The organism is Termitidicoccus mucosus (assembly GCF_038725785.1).
Taxonomy (GTDB): Bacteria; Verrucomicrobiota; Verrucomicrobiia; order Opitutales; family Opitutaceae; genus Termitidicoccus; species Termitidicoccus mucosus.
Map to the genome: position 1 here is coordinate 6,680,534 of NZ_CP109796.1, position 22,006 is coordinate 6,702,539.

The following is a 22,006-nucleotide window of genomic DNA, read 5'->3' on the forward strand; positions in this document are numbered from 1 at the left end:
GGTTGGCCTGTGGGCGGTTCTATGATAGGGAGTTAAAATTTAATACCACGGCATATTTTCTTGCCATGGACAATGTGCGTTAGGTATTTCCACTTATTGTTCCGAAAAGCAAATCCCTGTATAATACGGCTACCTTTACAAATAATATACAAATTTTAAAATGACTACGAAACGAAATCAAAAAACAGCTAAACACCTAAATTTCTTTAGGGAGCACTTGAAATACTCAAATAGCCTTGCGGCGTTTTTGTTGCTGGCGGCCTTCGCCTGGCCTTTGGGGGCGCCGGCCCGGGACATCGGCTCGGGCGATCTTGACGCCCTGTTTGGCGGCAACGACTCCGGCAACATCAACCTCACCGGCAACGTTTACTGGGATTCGGCTTACGGCCCCAACAACAACCGCGTCATCACCATCTACGGCAATGGCCGCACGATCACGGTCAATAATTACGCCTATATTAATGCCACCGACAACAACTTCACCTTCAGCCTGAGCAACGCCATCGTTAACAACACGTGGGGCACCTATCGCGGCGACTATGGCTTGTTTCGTTTATACAACAATAATGGCACCAAGACCCTGAACTTTGACGGCGTGACCTTCCAGAATTTCAGGGCGGCCAACGGCGAAGCCTCCGGCTCGGTGCTGGATGTGTGGGACGGGCGCGCAACCGTGAACGTCGGCGCCGGCGGGCTGGTGATCCGGGACAGTATCGCCACCGGCGACGCCTCCGCGGTGGGAATTTTCGATCACCGCGGCAACAGTGCCGGCTCTCTCACCTTCAACGGCCCCGGCACGGTAAAATTCCTCAACAACAGCACGCAAAATTACGGCGGCGCGATGTCCGTCAGCTCCGACGGCCTGGTCGCGTTTAATGCCGACGCGGTGTTCGAGGGCAACTGGGCCAACAATTTCGGCGGGGCGATCGACGTCTGGGGCTACAGCGGCACGCTGCGTTTCTCCGGCTCCACCCTGTTCCAGAACAACTTTATTTATAACACGGGCAACGCCCAGGACCAGTATTCGCGCGGCGGCGCCATCAACATCGGTTTCATCAATGGCAACGAGGTGGTGCGCTTCGACGGCGTCACCTCGTTCATCGGCAACCATGTCATCACCACGGCGGGGTCGGGCAACCGCGCCCGCGCCTACGGCGGCGCGCTGAGCGGGATGAGTAACGAGACCAATGCCAGATATTCCTACCAGTTTAACAACGCCGTGTTGTTCAGGGATAATTTTGTTTACTCCGCAAACGGGGAGGCCTCCGGCGGGGCGCTTTATTTCAGCATCCCCAATTCCAGCATCAGCTTCGCGCCGGGCTCGGAGTTCACCAACAATTACGCCAAGAACGAGGGCGGCGCCCTGTATTTCGACAGCGGCAACATCACCTTCAACGCCTCCGACGCCGGCAACATCCTTTTCCAAGGCAACCGCAAGGGGGCCTCCTACACCGGCTCGGGCACGGGCATCAAGCCCGTCGCCGGCAGCGGCAGCCCCAGCGCCGTCTACATCTCCGGCAACGCCACGCTCAATCTCAACGCCACCGGCACCGGCAAAATCGAGTTTAACGACCCCATCACCACCGGGGCCTCCTCCGCCGCCACCGTCAACAAGACCGGCGCCGGCTCGGTGGTGTTTTCCAACGGCGCCAACGACCTCCGCGCGTTCACCAATGTGCAGGGGGGCCTGTTCCAACTGATCAACGGGGCCGGCTACGGCGTGGCCGGCTCGGGCACCATCACCGCCAACTCGGGCACCCTCGCCGGGGAAGGCGGCTCCATCCTCAAGGCCGCGCGGGTAAATGTCTCGACGGGCGCGGGCGGCGCGGCCTGGGCCAACGCCGGGCTGTTCATCATGCAGACCGGAAACTTCGTGCTCGGCGCCAACGGCGCGCTCGGCGGCTCCGGCACCCTCCGGGTGACGGACGCCGCCGGCAACCTCACCAGCATCACCACGCCGTCGGGCGGCGGCGTGTTTTTCGTCGAGGCCTCGAAGCAGGGCGAGCGGCTCGGCACGATGGGCGCGATCTCCACCGGCTCGCTCTGGGTCGCCTCCACGTTCACGGGCGGGGGCCAGCTTGTGAAACGCGGCCTGGGCACCTATGTCTCCAACCTGGCCAGCGGCCACACCGGCGGCACCATCATCCGCGAAGGCACGTTTCTCGCCAGCGTCCCCGGCGCCAATCCCTTTGCCGGGCTGGGCACCAACACCGCCGCCGGCGTCCGCTTCGACGGCCCCGCCTCCGGCACGGCCCGCCTGCTCGTCATAAACAACGCGACGCTCCCGCTGCGCACCACCATCACCGACGGCGCGGCGGGCACCATCGAGTCCGCCGGCTCGCAGCTCATCATCACCACGCCGGCCTACGCCGCCGGCTCCGGCGGCGCGATCTACGGCGGCGCAAACTCCACGCTCGACCTCGCGGGCAACATCAGGCTCGCCGGCAACCGCACCACCGGCGCGTCGGGGCACGGCGGCGCGGTTTACCTCGGCGCGGGCGCCCGCGTGAACCTGCGCTCCAGCTACGCCGACATCCTGTTTAACAACAACGCCGCCGGCGGCGACGGCGGCGCCATCTACGCCAACGGCGACTTCACGCTCGGCAGCGCCATCCTCGCGGGCGGCGCCTCCCTCTTCACCAGCAACACCGCCGCCGCGCGCGGCGGCGCGATTTACACCACCGGCGGCTTCGCGCTCGTGCTCGACAGCGGCTCGCTCGTCGCCACCGGCAACAAGGCCGGCTCGGGCAACGCCGGCGGCGGCTTCCTCTACGCCGGCGGCGGCACGGCCCGCTTCGACATCGCCGCCGGCGCGGTCGCCGCCATCGGCGACGCCTCGTCCCTCGCCGGCCAGGCCGACTCCATCGCGGGCGGCGCGGGCGTGGGCCTCGCCAAGACCGGCGGCGGCCTCCTCACTCTCTGGAACAGCAGCAGCCTCGGCGGCAACGCCACGATCACCGGCGGCACGCTGGCCCTCAACGGCATCCTCGCCAACGCCGCCGCCGCCATCGGCTCCACCGGGCGGGTCGCCGTCAGCGCGGGCGGTTTGTGGAAAAACAGCGGCGCCCTCACCGTGGGCAACTCCGGCGACGGCCAGCTCCTCGTCAGCGGCGGCACCGTCACCTCCGCCTCGGGCGCCATCGGCGGTGCCGCCGCGGCCTCCGGCGTCGTCGGCGTGAGCGGCGGCGGCCTGTGGCAGAACACAGGCGCTCTCACCGTCGGCAGCGCGGGCTCGCTCGGGATCACCGGCGGCACCGTCACCGCCGCCACGGGCGCCATCAGCGCCGGCGGCAGCGTCTCCGTGAGCGCGGGCGGTTTGTTGCAGCACACCGGCGGCCTCACGGTCGGCTCCGACGGCGCGCTCTCCATCGCGGGCGGCGGCGTCTCGACCGGCGGCATGTATGCGCAGGGAGCCGGCGGCAACCTCGCGCTCAGCCTCATCGGGCGCAACGCGCAGGACGCCTTCATCACCGCGCAAAGCGCCACCCTCTCCGGCACGCTCGCCGTCTCCGGCTACAATCCCTCCGGCGGCGCCTCTGTCAGGGCGTCGGATCTCGGCATCGACGCCATCCTGGTCCGCACCTCCGGCGGCATCAGCGGCGACTTCAGCGTCAAGACCGGCATCGGCGCCGCCGCCAGCCTGCCCGATTACCTCCTCGCCGGCGCGTTTGTGAGCGGCACCAACTACGTGCTCGGCACGCAATTGAACTGGTATGCCGGCGGCACCGGCGCCAACGGCCTGTTCACCGTCGGGGCCGGCGACTCCTTCGACGTGGATGTTTCCTTGGCCGGCGTCGCGGCCAACAGCGCCAAGGCCTGGAACGGCCAGCGGCTCATCAAGGCGGGCGAGGGCGAGCTCGTCCTCAGCGGCAGCAACAACTACGGCGGCTTGACCGAGGTCTACGGCGGCACCCTCGCCATCACCGGCCGCACCGGCGGCAACGGCGGCGACATCCGGGGCGGCATCGTCACCGTGGGCGGCTCCGGGCACTGGAACCTGACGGGCGGCGGCGACGCGAGCAGCCAGCTTGCCATCGGCATATTCGGCGCGGGCACGCTGGCGATCAACGGCGGCACCGTGGCCGCGTCCGGCGGCGCCATGCTCGGCCAGGAATCCTCCGGCGCGGGCGCGGCCACCGTCAACGGCGGCCTGTGGAGCATCAACAAAAACCTCGTCGCCGGCGTGGCCGGCGCGGGCGTGGTGACACTTGCCAGCGGCACCGTGCTCGTGCGCGGGGACAGCATTGTCAGCGACATCACCGGCTCGTCCGGCGCCGCCGTCATCACCGGCGGCCTGTGGGACGCCAGAAACAATTTCACCATCAACGGCGCGGGCGCGCTGACGCTCTCCGGCGGCACCCTCGCCACCGGCGGCACCGGCGTCATCGCCGGCGGCCTCGCCACCATCAACGGCGGCGGGCTCTGGAGCCCGGCCTCGCTGGGCAACACCTCCGGCACGCTGGCCATCGCGGGCAGCGGCAGCGCCGCGGTCGGCGGCGGGTATGCGCAGGGCGCGGGCGGCGTGCTCGGCCTCGACCTGGCCGGCGGCGCGCGCGGCGCGTTCATCACCGCGCAAAGCGCTACGCTCGGCGGCGCGCTCACCGTTTCCAACTACACCCCCGCCACCGGCGTCGCCAAGGCCAGCCAGCTCTCCGTCGGCCAGGTGCTTATTCACACCACCAACGGCATCACGGGCGACTTCGCGACCAAGACCGGCGTCGGCGCCGCGAGCGCGGCGGACTACTTCTTCTCCGGCGCGTTCAAGCTCGGCAACGACTACGTGCTCGGCTCGCAACTCGTCTGGTTTGGCGGCACCGGGATGGCGCACGGCAACTTCACCGTCGCCCCCGGCGGCGTGTTTGACCTGGACGTGGCGCTCGCCGACCAAAGCGGCCTCGGCTCCTTCACTTCCGGCTGGGACGGCAAATCGCTCACCCTCACCGCCGCGAATTCCGGCACCCTGAAACTCACCGCCGCCAACACCCACACCGGCGTCACCAACGTCCTCGGCGGCGCGCTCCTCCTCGCCGGCGGCACCGGCTCCAGCGTGGGCAAAATCACCGCCGGCGACTCCGCGCTCATCGACGGCGGCACCGCCACCGTCAGCGCCACCGCCTGGTGGAACATCCGCGACAACGGCGCCGGCGGCAGGCTCGCCATCGGCGACGGCGGGCTCTCCATCGCCCGCAGCGGCAGCGTCACGGTCCAGCGCGACGCCGTCATCGGCGAGGCCGCGGACACCTACGGCACGGTCGCCGTCAACGGCGGACGCTTGAACGTGGGAGAAGACTTTATCCTCGGCGCCTCCGGCACCGGCGCGCTTGCGCTCACCGGCAGCTCCAGCAGCACCAGCGGCACCGTCGCCGTGACCGGCAGCACCATCATCGGCTCGGCCGCCGGCGGCGTCGGCATCGCCACCGTCTCCAATTACGGACATCTGAGCGCCGGGCAGACCCTCGTCGTCGGCGGCAGCGGCACCGGCGTGCTCGCCCTCGGCGCCAGCGGCAGGGCCTCCGCCGGCGCCGGCGGCGTCATCATCGGCAACGGCGGCACCGGGAGCGGCGAAGTCTTGATCGACGACGGCAGGCTCACCACCACCGGCCACATTTACCTCGGCCAGAGCTTCGGCGCCACCGGCCGCCTGACGCTCGCGGGCTCGGGCGCGGCGGACTCCGCCGGCGACTTCGTCCTCGGCGTCGGCGGCGCCGGCGCCCTTTCCATCGAGAACGACGGACGCCTCACGACCGGCGGCGCGGCCACCCTCGGCTACGCCGGCTCCGGCACGGCGGTCATCCGGGACGGCGGCTTGTGGACGGTCGCGGGCGGCTTCCTCAACGGCTCCTCCGGGCGCGGCGCGCTCACCATCCAGGACACCGGCTCGCTCACCGTGGCCGGGGCGTTCACGCAGGACGCGGCCTCCGAGCTTGACCTCCGCCTCGGCGCGACGCGCGGCCAGTTCATCACGGCGCAGAGCGCCACGCTCGCCGGCAAGCTCACCGTCACCAACTTCAACGAGTCGCTCACCGGCACCACCGCCACGCAAATCATGTCCAAAAACGTGCTGCTCATCCGCACGCAAAACGGGTTCACCGGCGACTTCGGCACCAAGGTCATCGGCACCCCCGCGCTCCGGCCCGACTTCATCACCCTCACCACCTTCCGGGCCGACAACGGCGTCATCTCCGCCACCGGCACCGACTACATGGTGGGCTTCAACCTGAGCTGGTTCACCGGCACGGCCACCGCGCACGGCAACTTCACGCTCCCGGCGGGCATCCCCTTTGAAAACCCCGAGGCGGACATCCCCATCACCGACCAGTCGTCGCTGGGCACCTTTGCCAGCGGCTGGGACGGCAAGTCCGTGACCATCACCGCCGCAAACGTCGCCAACTTCGTCTTCAGCAACAACAACACCTACACCGGCAACACCCTCGTGCTCGGCGGCACGCTCACCATCAGCGGCACCACGCGCGGCGCGGACGGCCGGGTCGGCACGCAGACCGGCGGCCGGGGCTCGGTCGTCGTCAGCGGCCTCTGGGACGCCGCCAGCCTCACCGTCGGCGGCATGGACGCCACCGGCTTCCTCGCCGTCCGGCCCGGCGGCTCCGTCCTCATGAGCGGCAGCATCGCCATCGGCCAGGGCGGCAGCCTCGTGCCCGTCGCCACCGGCACCGCCCTCGTGGAAGGCCTCATGCAGGCCGGGGGCAACCTCGTCGTCGGGCGTTATGGCTCCGGCGCGCTCGCCATCACCGGCACGGTGCGCGGCGCCAACACCCTCATCGGCGACCAGCAGGGCGCCGGCTCCGTCAACCTCGCCGCCGGCTCCCTGCAAACCGGCACCCTCACCGTCGGCAACGGCGGCGCCGCCACGCTCAACCTCGCCGCCGCCGCCACCGCCGACAGCACCCGCGCCATCATCGGCGCCACCGGCAGCGCGGCCATCGCCGGCCTCTGGCGCAACACCGGCGACCTCGCCCTCTCCGGCACCGCCGCCGCCGCCCTCAACCTCGCCGCCACCGGCACCCTCGCCAACACCGGCGCCGCCACCCTCGCCGCCGACAGCTCCGCCGTCATCCGCGGCCTCTGGTCCAACACCGGCGGCATCACCGCCGCCGGCAAACTCGCCGTCCTCGGCGCCAGCGGCAGCGTCCGCGCCGGCGGCGCGTATGCGTCCGGCCCCGCCTCCGCGCTCACGCTCGACGCCTCCGGGCGCGGCCTCGCCGACGCCTTCATCACCGCCGCCAGCGCCACCGTCGGCGGCACGATCACGCTCTCGAACTTCACGCCCGCCGGCGGCGCCTTCGCCGACGCGCAGGCCGTCCGCTCCAGCGACAAGCAGGTGCTCATCACCGCCACCGCCGCCACCGGCACCATCAGCGGCTACTTCGCCAGCGGCACCATCACCGGCTACAACCCCGCCGGCCTCCCCGATTACCTCCACGGCGGCATTTACAAGACCGCCGACGCCAAACAATACGTCGCGGGCATCGACCTCCGCTGGCTCGGCGACGCCGCCGACGGCAACGGCCGCTTCACCCTCGCCGGCGGCTCCAGCTTCGACGTCAACGTTGCCCTCGCCGACCGGACCGGCGTCGCGTTCGCCAGCGGCTGGGACGGCAAATCGCTCACCGTCACCTCCAGCAACGCCGGCCTCCTCACCCTCAGCGCGAACAACACCCACACCGGCACCACCACCGTCAACGGCGGCACCCTCGCCATCACCGGCACCACCACCGGCAACGCGGAAGGCGTCATCGCCCAAAACACCGGCGACACCGCCACCGTCCGCGTCAGCGGCACCGGCTACTGGGGCATGACCGGCGACCTCACCGTGGGCCGTAGCGGCAGCGGCTGGCTCTATATCGCCGACCGCGCCCGCGTCAGCGTCGGCGGCAACGCCCTCGTGGACGACGCCTACGGCTACGTCAGCGTCGGCGGCACCGGCCGCTTCGACATCACCGGCGGCCTCACCGTCGGCAACGACGGCGTCGGCGAACTCGTCAACGCCGGCACCGTCACCGTCGGCGGCGACAGCATCATCGGCAACAGCGCCGGCGCGACCGGCACCGCCGCTGTCAACGGCGCGGGCCGCTGGGACACGGCGGGCTCGCTCCACGTCGGCAAGGAAGGCGCGGGCGTGCTGCTCCTTTCCCAAAACGCCCGCGTTTCCAGCGGCACCGTCCGGCTCGGCTCTGAAAACGGCGCCTCCGGCTCCGGCACCGTGGGCGGCTCGGCCTTCTGGGACGCGGGCGGCGCGTTTCACGTCGGCGACGCCGGCGCGGGCGCGCTCACGCTGGCCGGCAGCGGCAGCATCCACGTCGCGGGCGCCGCAGGCATCGGCTCCGAAGCCACCGGCAGCGGCACGGCGGCAGTCGGCGATTCCGCGCGGTGGAACATCGACTCGCAACTGCGCGTGGGCGACGCCGGCTCCGGCGCGCTCACCATCGCGGAGCGGGGCAGGGTGGCCAGCGACGGCGGTTACATCGGCGCCACCGGCTCCGGCGCGGTCGCCATCAGCGGCAGCGGGTTCTGGGACACCGGCCGCGAATTGCGGGTCGGCGACGCCGGCGCGGGCGTGCTCACGCTGGCGGGCAGCGGCAGCCTCCTGACGGGCGGCACCGCCTTCATCGGCCACGCCGCCGGCGCGACCGGCGCCGTCACTCTCGGCGGCAACGCCCTGCTGAGCGCCGCCGCCCTCCATAATGGCCGCGACGGCTCCGCCTCGCTCATCATGCGCGACGACGCCCGGATCACCGTCGCCGGCACCTATGCGCAAAACGCCGCCTCCCTGCTCGACATCCACCTGACCGGCACGCGCGACGCCTTCGTCACCGCGCAGAGCGCCACGCTCGGCGGCTCGCTCGTCGTCACCGGTTTCACCGGCACCATCACCGGCACCACGGCCACGCAGTTGATGGCCAACCACGTGTATCTTTTCCGCACCAACAACGCCATCGAAGGCGACTTCAGCTCCAAGCAAATCGGCATCAACGGCGCGCCGCCGGACTTTATCACTCCCACCGCCTACAAGTCCTCCGGCGGCATCATCTCCGCCACCGGCACCAACTACGTGGTCGGCTTCAACCTGAGCTGGCTGTCCGGCACGGCCACCGCGCACGGTGATTTCACCATCGTCCCGGTCACCTCCTACCTCGCCTTCGACGTGGACCACGCCCTCGGCGACGAGGCCGGCGTGTTCGCCAGCGGCTGGGACGGCAAATCGCTCACCGTCACCTCCAGCAACATCGGCCTCCTCACCCTCTCCGCCAGCAACACCTACACCGGTACCACCACCGTCAACGGCGGCACGCTCGCCATCACCGGCTGGACGGGCGGCAACACCGCCGGCGTCGTCGGCGGCAGCGCCGCCACCAACGGCCACGCCACCGTCACCGGCACCTGGGCCATGGACAATCTCCACGTCGGGCGAAACAGCGGCACCGGCGCGCTGGTCATCGACGCCAACGGCCTGGTTGACGCGCGCGCCGCCGCCTATGTCGGACGCGGCGCCGGCGCCACCGGCACGCTGACGGTCGCCGCCGGCGGCACGCTCACCGGCGCCACCGCCTACATCGGTGCCGGCGGCGGCTTTGGCACGGCCTCCGTCACCGGCGCATGGCGGACGGACGAACTCGTCGTGGGCAGCTCCTCCGGCACCGGCGTGCTGGCCGTCAGCGCGGGCGGACGCCTCGTCACCGGCACCCACGCCTACCTCGGCGGACGCCAGGGCGCGGACGCGGGCAACGGCTCCGTCACTCTCTCGCAAAACGCCCTCTGGACGGTCGGGGGCAACCTTTACAACGACCAGCCCGGCACCGGCCGCTTCACCATCCTTGACAGCGGCTCCGTCACGGTTGGCGGCACCTATTTCCAAGGCGCCGGCTCCTCGCTCGACCTCTACCTCAACCTCGCGCGCGGCGCCTATGTCACCGCCGAGTCGGCGGTGATCGGCGGCGACGTCAGCGTCCTGGGCTTCTCCGGCACCGTCGGCGGCATGTCGGCCAGCAGCCTGGTCGGCTCGCAGCAGACCATCATCCGCACCACCACCGGCACCATCGCCGGCGAGTTCACCTCGGTCGGCGCCACCGGCACCACCACCGCGATGGATTACCTGATGCTCGGCGCGTTCAAGACGCCGGACAGCCGCGAATACAAACTCGGCTACGGCCTCGTCTGGTATAGCGGCACCGGCCGCGCCCACGGCAACTTCACCCTCAACGCCGGCGAGAGCTTCGACATGGACGAAGCCCTGAACGCCGTCGCCGCGCCCAACGCCAGCGGCTGGGACGGCAAATCCATCACCCTCACCGCCGCCAACCGCGGCGTGCTCGCCCTCAGCGCCAGCAACAACTACAGCGGCACCACCACGGTCAACGGCGGCACCCTCGCCATCTCCGACTGGACGGGTGCCAACGCCGCCGGCGTCATCGGCGCCGCCGCCGCCACCGACGGCGCGGTGCTCGTCAGCGGCACCGGCCTGTGGGGCATGTCCGGCGGCCTCGCCGTCGGCGGCAGCGGCGCGGGCTCGCTCACCGTCAACGGCGGCACCGTCGCCGTCGCCGGCCACAGCCAGGTCGGAAACGCCTCCACCGCCACGGGCTCCGCCACCGTCAACGGCGGTCTTTGGACGACCGGCGGCACCCTTTATGTCGGCACGGACGGCACGGGCGCGCTCACGGTCGCCGGCGGCGCTGTCCGCGCTGCCGCGCTCAGCGCCGGCGCCAGTGCCGGCTCGTCCGGCGCCGTCACCATCGGCGGCGGTTTGCTGGACACAACGGATAACATCAACATCGGCGCGGGCGGCGCGGGCTCGCTCGCCGTCACCGGCGGCACCCTCCGCGCCGGCGCCGACCTCCTTTTCGGCCTCAACGGCGCGGTCGGCACCGGCAGCATCGGCGGCAACGGCCTCGCGCTCGCCGGCGGCAACGTCGTCGTCGGCGGCAACGGCGGCAACGGCTCCCTCGCCATCGCCGGCAGCGGCAGCGTGTCCGCCACCGGCACCTATGCGCAAAACGCCGCCTCCACGCTCACGCTTGCCCTCGGCGGCGCGCGCGGCGCCTTCGTCACCGCGCAAAGCGCCACGCTCTCCGGCGCGCTCATCGTGGACGGCTTCACCGGCACGACCAGCGGCACCAAGGCCAGCGAGGCCGTGCAAACCGCCCGGGTGCTCATCCGCGCCGGCAACGCCATCGCCGGCGACTTCGACAGCAAGACCATCCACGGCGGCACGAGCGCGTTTGATTACCTTGTGTTCAACACCTACGCCAGCGGCACCGACTACGTGCTCGGCACCCAGCTCGCGTGGAACAGCGGCACCGCGCTTGGCCACGGCGATTTCACCGTGGCCTCCGGCAAGTTCGAGGTGGACACGGCCCTCGCCGACCAAGCCCCCGCCGCCGGCGGCTGGGACGGCGCCAGCCTCCTGAAGGCCGGCAGCGGCACCCTCGTCCTCTCCGCCACCAACACCCACACCGGCAACACCACCGTGGCCGCGGGCATGCTCGTCCTCGCCACCCCCGCGAACAACAGCGCCGCCGCCCTCGGCGCCAGCGACCTCGACATCCAGGCCGGCGGCACCGCCCGCATCGCCCCCGGCATCGCGGGCAACTTCACCCTCTCCAACGCCGTCGCCGGCGAAGGCCTGTTCGAAGTGAGCCTCGCCGGACCGTCCTCGACCCTCGCCATCTCCAATAACCTGCTCACCTTCAACTTCAACGGCGCCGCCCGCCTCTCCGACAGCGTCTTCACCCTCGCGGACGACCACTTCATCAACGCCACGCTCGTCAGCGCCACCGGCAACCGCGTCATCGTCAGCGCCGGCACGAACGCCCTCGCCGGCCTCGTCCTCGACGGCGGCCGCGTGGACTTTGACACCAACGTCCCCGCCGACATCACCTCGCCCGCCTTCATCGACGTGACCGGCACGCTCCACCTCGCCAGCGGCACCATCGGCGTGCGCGTCCCGCAAGGCGGCGCCAGCACCGCCGTCTCGCAAGCCCCGCTCCTCCGGCAGGACGACGGCGCGCTCACCAAGCTCGCCGCCTCCGCGACGACCACCGGCCAGACCGCGAACCTCAGGCTCTGGGACCTCAACACCAGCGCCCTGGTCAGCGCCACGCAAAGCGCGGCCATCAACCAGGCCGGCACGCACGTCGCCACCGGCACCTACGGCTACGGCCTCGCCACCGCCGACGCCTCCGGCAGCAACGGCCTCTACGTCAGCTACGGCCTCCGCGCCGTGGACATCCTCGCCGGCCGCACCCTCCTCCTCGACGGCGACACCGCCGCGCCCGGCGGCAGCGACGAGTTCCACGCCACCATCGGCGGCTCCGGCAACCTGGCTCTCGCCGCGACCAACGCCATCACGCTCAATGCCGCCAACACCTACACCGGCACCACCACCATCACCAGCGGCACGGTCATCGCCGGCGTGAACGCCGCGCTCGGCAATACCGCCCGCCTCGCCCTCGCCGGCGTCGGCGCCGCGTTTGACCTCAACGGCAAGGCCCAGACCATCGGCGCGCTCGACACCGCCGCCGCCACCCGTCTCGACCTCGCCGGCGGCACGCTCGCCGTCACCAACGGCGGCTCCATCGCCGGCGCCCTCGCCGGCACCGGCAGCCTCGGCCTCGGCGGTCTCGTTGACATCACCAGCGCCAACGCCGCCTTCGCCGCCAGCGTCGGCGTCACCGGCACCACCCGCCTCGCCGATGTCGCCGCCCTCGGCAACACCGGCACCGCCACCGTCGCCGCCAACGCCGAACTCGCCCTCACCAGCGCCACCGGCGCCCTCGCCAAAACCATCGCCGGCGCCGGCAACATCACCGTAGGGGCGTCGCTTGCGACGCCCGCGACATCCTCCAGCGTCACCCTCACCGCCGCCAACACCGCCTTCACCGGCACATGGACCATCGCCCCCGCCAGCGCGCTCAGCGCCAGCTCGACCGCGAACCTCGGCACCGCCGACATCCTCTTCGACGGCATGTTCACCGTGACGAACGCCACCGCCGAAACCCTCGGCAACGCCCTCAGCGGTTCCGGCACGCTCGTCAAACAAAACACCGGCAACCTGACCATCTCCCAGTCCAACGCCTTCACCGGCGCGACCACCATCGCCGGCGGCACCCTCACCCTGGAAAACCTCCACGGCATCGGCGCCGGCGCCGTATCCAATAACTCGATACTCGACCTCGCCGCCGCCGGCGACTTCGCCAACAACATCGCCGGCACCGGCACCACCCGCGTCACCAACAACGCCGCCGTCGCCCTCACCGGCACGAACACCGTCGCCGCCTGGCGCATCGACGCCGGCGCCGCCGCCACCGTCGCCCAACAGCAAAACCTCGGCGCCGGCGCGACCCGCGTCGACGGCCTGCTCGACATCGCCGCCGCCGCCCCGTGGAACTACGTGAACACCCTCGCCGGCACCGGCACCCTCCAGGTCGGCCTCGGCAACAGCGCCAACGCCTTCGCCTTCGCCGCCACCACCGGCAGCGCCTTCCAAGGCACCGTCGCCCTCGCCTCGTCGAGCTTCGCCCTCTCCGGCAACAACACCGCCGCCCTCAAAAACGCCACCCTGCGACTCGACGCCGGCAACCGCACCACCGTCGGCGCCGGCACCCAGCAAATCGCCGGCCTCGCCATCGACGGCGGCCGCGTGGACTTCGACACCAACGTCCCCGCCGACCTCACCTCGCCCGCCTTCATCGACGTGACCGGCACGCTCGACCTCGCCAGCGGCACCATCGGCGTGCGCGTCCCCACCGGCGCCACCGCTTACACCGCCCCGCAAGCCCCGCTCCTCCAGCAGGACGACGGCGCGCTCACCAAGCTCGCCTCCTCCGCCACCACCACCGGCAACATCGGCGGCATCGCGCTCCTCGACCTGAACACCGGCGCGCTCGTGAGCGCCACGCAAAGCGCCGCCATCAACCAGTCCGGCGCGCGCGTCGCCACCGGCACCTACGGCTACGGCCTCGCCACCGCCGACGCCGCCGGCGCCAACGGCCTCTACGTCAGCTACGGCCTGCTCGCCGTGGACATCCTCGCCGGACAGACCCTCCTCCTCGACGGCGACACCACCGCGTCCGGCGGCTCCGAGTTCCACGCGCGCATCGCCGGCGCGGGCAACCTCGCCCTCGCCGCGACCAACGCCATCACGCTCGCCGCCGCCAACACCTACACCGGCACCACCACCATCACCAGCGGCACCGTGATCGCCGGCGTGAACGCCGCCCTCGGCAACACCGCCCGCCTCGCCCTCGCCGCCGCTGGCGCCGCGTTTGACCTCAACGGCAAGGCGCAAACCGTCGGCGCGCTCGACACCGCCGCCAACACCCGCCTCGACCTCGCCGGCGGCACGCTCGCCGTCACCAACGGCGGCACGGTCGGCGGCGCGCTCGCCGGCGCCGGCACGCTCGCCCTCGGCGGGCTGGCCGACATCACCACCTCGAACGCCGCCTTCGCCGCCAGCGTCGGCGTCACCGGCACGACGACGCTCCGCAGCACGCAGGCCCTCGGCGACACCGGCACGCTCGATGCCGCCGGCCGCGTCCGCCTCGAAAACGCCACCGGCGCGCTCGCGAAGACCATCGCCGGCACCGGCACCGTCGCGCTCGCCGGCAGCTCCAGCGTCGCGCTCACCGCGACGAACGCGCTGCACGGCCAGTGGCGCGTCGCGCAAAACACCGCGCTCTCCGCCAGCTCGACCGCGAACCTCTCCGACGCCGACATCCTCTTCGACGGCATGTTCACCGTGGCGAACGCCACCGCCGAAACCCTCGGCAACCGCCTCTCCGGTTCCGGCACGCTCGTCAAGGCCGCCGCCGGCACGCTGACCATCAGCCAGTCCAATGCCTTCGCCGGGCGCACGCTCATCAGCGCCGGCACGCTCGCCCTCCAGGACCTCGGCGGCGCCGGCGCCGGCGGCATCACCAACAATGCCGCGCTCGAACTCGCCGCCGCCGGCGTGTTCGCCAACAACATCAACGGCACCGGCACCACCCGCGTGACCGCCGGCGCCGCCGCCGCGCCCGTGACCCTGGCCGGCGCCAATCAGACCGCCTGGAACATCACCGGCGCCGCCCGCGTGAGCGCGACCGCGAATCTCGGCGCCGGCGCGACCCGCGTTGACGGCCTGCTCGACATCGCCGCCGCCGCCCCGTGGAACTACGTGAACGCCCTCGCCGGCACCGGCACCCTCCAGGTCGGCCTCGGCAACAGCGCCAACGCCTTCGCCTTCGCCGCCACCGCCGGCAACGCTTTCCAAGGCACCGTCGCCCTCGCCTCGTCGAGCTTCGCCCTCTCCGGCAACAACACCGCCGCCCTCAAAAACGCCACCCTGCGACTCGACGCCGGCAACCGCACCACCGTCGGCGCCGGCACCCAGCAAATCGCCAACCTCGCCATCGACGGCGGCCGCATGGACTTCGACACCAACGTCCCCGCCGACATCACCTCGCCCGCCTTCATCGACGTGACCGGCACGCTCCATCTCGCCAGCGGCACCATCGGCGTGCGCATCCCGCAAGCCGGCGCCAGCACCGCCGTCTCGCAAGCCCCGCTCCTCCGGCAGGACGACGGCGCGCTCACCCGGCTCGCCGCTTCCGCGACGACCACCGGCCAGACCGCGAACCTCAGGCTCTGGGACCTCAACACCAGCGCGCTCGTGAGCGCCACGCAAAGTGCGGCCATCAACCAGGCCGGCACGCACGTCGCCACCGGCACCTACGGTTACGGCCTCGCCACCGCCGACGCCTCCGGCACCAACGGCCTCTACGTCAGCTACGGCCTCCGCGCCGTGGACATCCTCGCCGGCCGCACCCTCCTCCTCGACGGCGACACCGCCGCGCCCGGCGGCTCCGAGTTCCTCGCGCGCATCGGCGGCTCCGGCAACCTCGCCCTCGCCGCGACCAACGCCATCACGCTCAACGCCGCCAACACCTACACCGGCACCACCACCGTGACCAGCGGCACCGTGATCGCCGGCGTGAACGCCGCCCTCGGCAGCACCGCCCGCCTCGCCCTCGCCGGGGCCGGGGCCGCGTTTGACCTCAACGGCAAGGCGCAAACCGTCGGCGCGCTCGACACCGCCGCCAACACCCGCCTCGAACTCGCCGGCGGCACGCTCGCCGTTACCAACACTGGCGCCAACAGCAGCGCCATCGCCGGCGCGCTCGCCGGCACCGGCAGCCTCGGCCTCGGCGGCCGCGTTGACATCACCGGCGCCAACGCCGCCTTCGCCGCCAGCGTCGGCGTCACCGGCACGACCCGCCTCGCCGATGTCGCCGCCCTCGGCAACACCGGCGCCGCCACCGTCGCCGCCGGCGCCGAACTCGCCCTCATCAACGCCACCGGCGCGCTCGCCAAGACCATCGCCGGCGCCGGCGCCGTTGCCCTCGTCAACACCTCCAGCGTCGCCGTCACCGCCACGAACAGCACCTTCTCCGGCACGTGGAACATCGCCGCCGCCACCGCGCTCGGCGCCAGCGGCACCGCGAACCTCGGCCCCGCCGCCATCGTGAACAACGGCAAGCTCACCCTCGCCAACACCGCCGCCGAAACCCTCTCCAACGCCCTCAGCGGCTCCGGCACCTTCATCAAGACCGGCGCGGGCAACCTGACGATCTCCCAGTCCAACGCCTTCACCGGCGACACCATCGTCGCCGGCGGCACCCTCACCCTGCAAGACCTCCACGGCATCGGCACGAGCGACATCACCAACAACGCCACCCTCGACATCGACACCGGCGGCACCTTCGCCAACAACCTCCTCGGCACCGGCACCACCATCATCAACCCCGACGTGATCCTCACCGGCTCCAACACCCTCACCAAGTGGGACATCACCGGCACCGCCACCGCCACCGTCAACAGCCAGCAAAACCTCGGCTCCGCCGCCACGAACATCGACGGCCGCCTGAACATCACCGCCACCACCGGCTGGAACTACGCCAACGCCCTCACCGGCACCGGCAGGCTCGGCGTGGACCTCGCCAGCAGCGGCAACGCCTTCGCCTTCGCCGCCGCCACCGGCAGCGCCTTCCAGGGCACCGTCGCCCTCGCCTCGTCGAGCTTCGCCCTCTCCGGCAGCAACACCGCCGCCCTCAAAAACGCCACCCTGCAACTCGATGCCGGCAACCGCACCACCGTCGGCACCGGCACCCAGCAAATCGGCAACCTCGTCCTCAACGGCGGCACGCTCGGCTTTGCCCTGGCCTCCAGCGGCTCCGCCGCCGGCGTCATCAAGACCGCCGCCCTCGACATCCAGGACACCGTCATCCGCATCGACACCACCGGCTTCACCTCCGCCGGCGGAAGCCCGCTTCTCCAGCAGGACGACGGCCAGGCCATCCGGCTCATCGACAGCGCCGGCCTCGCCCCCGGCAGCAAGACCGTCATCACCGGCACGCAACTCATCGACCAGACCGGCGCGCAACTCGGCGCCGCCACGCAAAGCAACATCGTCCAAGGCGGCGCGACCACCGCCAGCGGCACCTACGACTTCGCCGCCTTCGCCAGCGGCAGCGGCCTCGCGCTCGACTACACCCTCGTCGCGCTCGACCTGCGCGCCGGCCAGACCACCGTCCTCAACAACGACCTCAACAACGCCGTCCTCGCCGGCGCCGACGCGCTCGTCGCCACGGTGACGGGCTCGGGCAACCTGCGCATCGACGCCACCGGCTCCATCACGCTCAGAAACACTGCCAACGCCTACACCGGCACCACCACCGTCACCCGCGGCACCCTCGTCACGGACAGCGACAGCGCCCTCGGGCGCACCGCCCGCCTCGTCCTCAACGCCGCCACCGTGGTTGAACTCAATAACACCGCGCAAACCGTCGTCGCGCTCGACACCGCCTCCTCCTCGCGCCTCGACCTCGGCACCGGCGCGCTCGCCGTCACCAACGGCGGCACGGTCGCCGGCGCCCTCGCCGGCACCGGCAGCCTCGGGCTCGGCGGCCGCGTTGACATCACCGGCCCCAACGCCGCCTTCGCCGCCAGCGTCGGCGTGACCGGCACGACCACGCTCCGCCACACGCAGGCCCTCGGCGACACCGGCGCCGCCGCCGTCACCGGCGCGCTCGTGCTCGACCGCGCCACCGGCGCGTTCGCCAAGACCATCGCCGGCGACGGCGCCGTTTCCCTCGTCGGCACCAGCAGCGTCGCGCTGACCGCCGCGAACACCGCCTTCTCCGGCACGTGGGCCATCGCCGCCGCCACCGCGCTCGACGCCGCCGGCACCGCGAACCTCGGCGCCGCCGCCATCGTGGACAACGGCAAGCTCACCCTCGCCAACACCGCCGCCGAAACCTTCTCCAACGCCCTCAGCGGCTCCGGCACGCTCGTGAAGACCGCCGCCGGCAACCTGACCATCAGCCAGTCCAACGCCTTCACCGGCGCGACCACCATCAGCGGCGGCACGCTCACCCTGGAAAACCTCCACGGCATCGGCGCCGGCGCCGTATCCAATAACTCGATACTTGACCTCGCCGCCACCGGCGCCTTCTCCAACAACATCGCCGGCAGCGGCACGACCTTCGTCACCGGCAACGCCGCCGTCGCCCTCACCGGCACGAACACCGTCGCCGCCTTGCGCATCGACGCCGGCGCCGCCGCCACCGTCACGCGGCAGCAAAACCTCGGCTCGGGCCGCGCGCAAATCGACGGCCTCCTCGACATCGCCGCCACCATCGGCTGGAACCACGCAAACGCCCTCGCCGGCACCGGCACGCTCCGCGTGGACCTCGGCAACAGCGGCAACGCCCTCGCCTTCGCCGCCGCCACCGGCAACGCCTTCCAAGGCACCGTCGCGCTCGCCTCGTCGAGCTTCGCCCTCTCCGGCAACAACACCGCCGCCCTCAGGAACGCCACCCTGCGACTCGACGCCGGCAACCGCACCACCGTCGGCGCCGGCGCCCAGCAAATCGGCGCCCTCGCGCTCAACGGCGGACGCATCGACTTCGGCGCGACCATCCCCGCCGACATCACCAGCCCCTCGCTCGTGCAAGCCGGCGCCCTCGACATCGACACCTGGGCCAGCGGCACCGTCGGCGTCAACCTCCCCGGCCTGAACCTCCCCGCCGCCGTCCCGCAGCTCCCCCTCCTCCGGCAGGACGAAGGCAGCGCCGGCACGCAGCTCGTCTCCGCCGCCGTCGTCACCGGCAACGTCAACTCCCTCAAACTCGTTGACAACGCCACCGGCGCCCAAATCACCAACGCGAAATCCGCCTACATCAACCAGTCCGGCCAGACCGTCGCCAACGGCACCTACGACTACGGCCTCACCGACACCGGCACCCAAGGCTCCGGCCTCTACGTCACCTACCGCCTCACCGCGGTGGACCTCCTCGCCAACCGCGCCCTCACGCTCGGCCAGGACGCCCCCGCCCCCGCCGGCGCGGACAACTTCACCGCGCGCATCGGCGGCGCGGGCAGCCTCGTCATCGACGCCGTCGGCTCCATCACCCTCACCGACGCCGCCAACAGCTACACCGGCACGACCACCGTCGCCCGCGGCGCCCTCGTCGCCGGCAACGACCACGTCCTCGGCAACACCGCCCGCCTCGCGCTCACCGGCGCCGCCGCCGCCTTTGACCTCAACGGCAAGACCCAGGCCGTCGGCGCGGTTGACACCGCCGCCAACTCCCGCCTCGAACTCAACGGCGGCGCGCTCACCATCGCCGCCGGCGGCGTCATCAACGGCTCCCTCAACGGCGCCGGCTCCCTCGCCCTCACCGGCGGCTCCCTCGCCCTCACCACCGCGAACACCGGCTTCACCGCCGCCACCACCATCGCCGCCCCCGCCACCGCGCGCATCACCTCCGCCTCCGGCCTCGGCTCCGCCGCCATCACCCTCGACGGCACGCTCCAAGTGGACACCGTCGCCAGCGGCGCCCTGCAAAACACCCTCGCCGGCGCGGGCCGCCTGCACAAGACCGGCGCGGGCTCCGTCACCATCGCCAGCGCCAACACCGGCTTCAACGGACGCGCCGACATCGACGCCGGCACCCTCGCCGCCGCGCGCCTCGACAGCCTCGGCGTCGCCGGCATCAACGTCGCCGCCGGCGCCACCTTTGAGCAGGCCAACGTCACCGGCACCCTCCAGAACGCCCTCACCGGCAACGGCGCGCACCGCCTGGCCGGCAGCGCCATCACCCTCGCCAACGCCTCCGCCTACGGCATCAAAAACACCATCCTCGACGCGGGCAGCGAGCTCCGCCTCGCCGCCTCCGGCCTCCGTTTCGGCGCGCTCCACCTCAACGGCGGCAAACTCCTCTTCGCCACCGCCCAGCCGAACGCCGCCGCCACCATCGACACCCTCGGCAACGGCGGCGGCGAAATCACCATGCGCGTGCAACTCGACCGCCTCGTCCCCGGCGTCACCACCGCCGGCCTCATCTCCGACCACCTCACCATCGCCAACAGCGGCGGCGGCGCGCACAGCGTGTTCATCGACACCCTCGGCACCCAGTCCCCCTGGATTAAGGAAAACATGGCGGTCGAGCTGATCACCGTGAACTCGGGCAACGCCGACTTCACCCTGGCCAACCCCGGCGGCAGGATCGAAAGCGGCTTCACCGCCTTCGAACTCCTTCAAGGCGACGGCAGCGCGCACACCCCCCTCTTGAACAAATGGTATCTGACCGACCGCAACATCTCGCACGCCGCCGACGCCATCCTCAACACCGCCAACACCCTCGCCCTCGACTGGGCCTTCGCGCTCGACAGCCTCCACCTGCGCCTCGGCGACCTCCGCTCCGAGGCCGGCGCCTCGCTCGGCGCCGCCGTCGCCGGGAGCAGAAAACCCCGCGGCAACCTCTGGATGCGCGGACGCGGCTACGGCCTCAGCGCCAAAAACGACATCTCCGGCCTCCCCTTCAAGCAATACTCCTGGGGCCTCACCGCCGGCATGGACCTGGCCTTCCAGACCGACACAGGCGCGAGCCTCATCGGCCTCTTTGCCGACACCGGCATGATTAACCGCGACTTCGACAACGGCGGCGCCGGCGAGACCCGCTCCTCCAGCTTCGGCGCCTATATCACCCTGGTTGAGACCAAGTCATGGTTTGTGAACGCCATCGCGCGCCTCGACAATTACACCAACGAGTTCGACGCCCGCGCGGTGGGCGACGACCGCGTCATCCACGGCGGCTACAAGACCAAAGGCGCGAGCCTCTCGGTCGAGACCGGCTGGTATCGCGTGATCCGCAACGACGGCTGGTGGATCGAGCCGAGCGTGCAGGCGGCCATCCTCCGCCTCGACGGCAAGGACTACGCCACCGACCCCGCCCCCGGCCTGGGCGCGATCTCGGTCCGCGTCGCCGACTCCGAGACCCTCCAATACCGCGCGCGCGTGCGCTTCGGGCGCCAGTTGAAGGACAGCAAATGGTATCCCTACGGCAAGTTCGGCGTCGCGGGCATGAATTCCAGCGGCGGCGAAATCGAATCCCGCGACGGGTCGCCGACCACGCTCAAGGCCGATTTCGACGGCGTGCGCGTCGAGTTCGGCTTCGGCACGAGCTACCGCGTGAGCGACTTCAGCCAGGTGTATCTGGATTACGAATACTCCATGTCCGGCAAGTATCAACGCCCCTGGGGCATCAACCTCGGCTACCGGCGGCTCTGGTAAGCGCGCCCGGCCCGGAAACGAAAAATCGCGAATCATGGACAAGTAGAGTGGAGAGAGCGGCGAGGCGGAGCTTCGCCGGCGCCGCCCTCCCCCTCATCAAACCGTGCGGGCGGTTTTCCCGCACCCGGCTTGCCGAGTCCCGTTCTTTCGGATTGGTTTCAGCGGCTCTCATCGCGTCCAGGCCGCTTTGGGCGGCCAGTTCCACAGCTTGTATTGGCCTTCCAGTCTGTCGTCGGTGTAGAAGCTGAACAGCCCGATACTTGCGCCACAGCCACCGCCTCAGCCGGTTGTGCACAAACCTCTGCTGTTTGCCAAACACTCGCGTGCTGTTGCTCGTGGGAGGAGATGCGGCTGGCGGATCGACTCGCATCCGGG

1 protein-coding gene is annotated in these 22,006 nt (G+C 71.0%); it reads left to right on the top strand.

From position 1 onward, the window contains the following. The first annotated feature begins 217 nt into the window (after positions 1 to 217). On the top strand, positions 218 to 21,631 hold the full coding sequence (locus OH491_RS23695) for an autotransporter-associated beta strand repeat-containing protein (protein ID WP_342750733.1): 21,414 nt from the start codon (positions 218 to 220) through the stop codon (positions 21,629 to 21,631). Positions 21,632 to 22,006 lie beyond the last annotated feature (375 nt).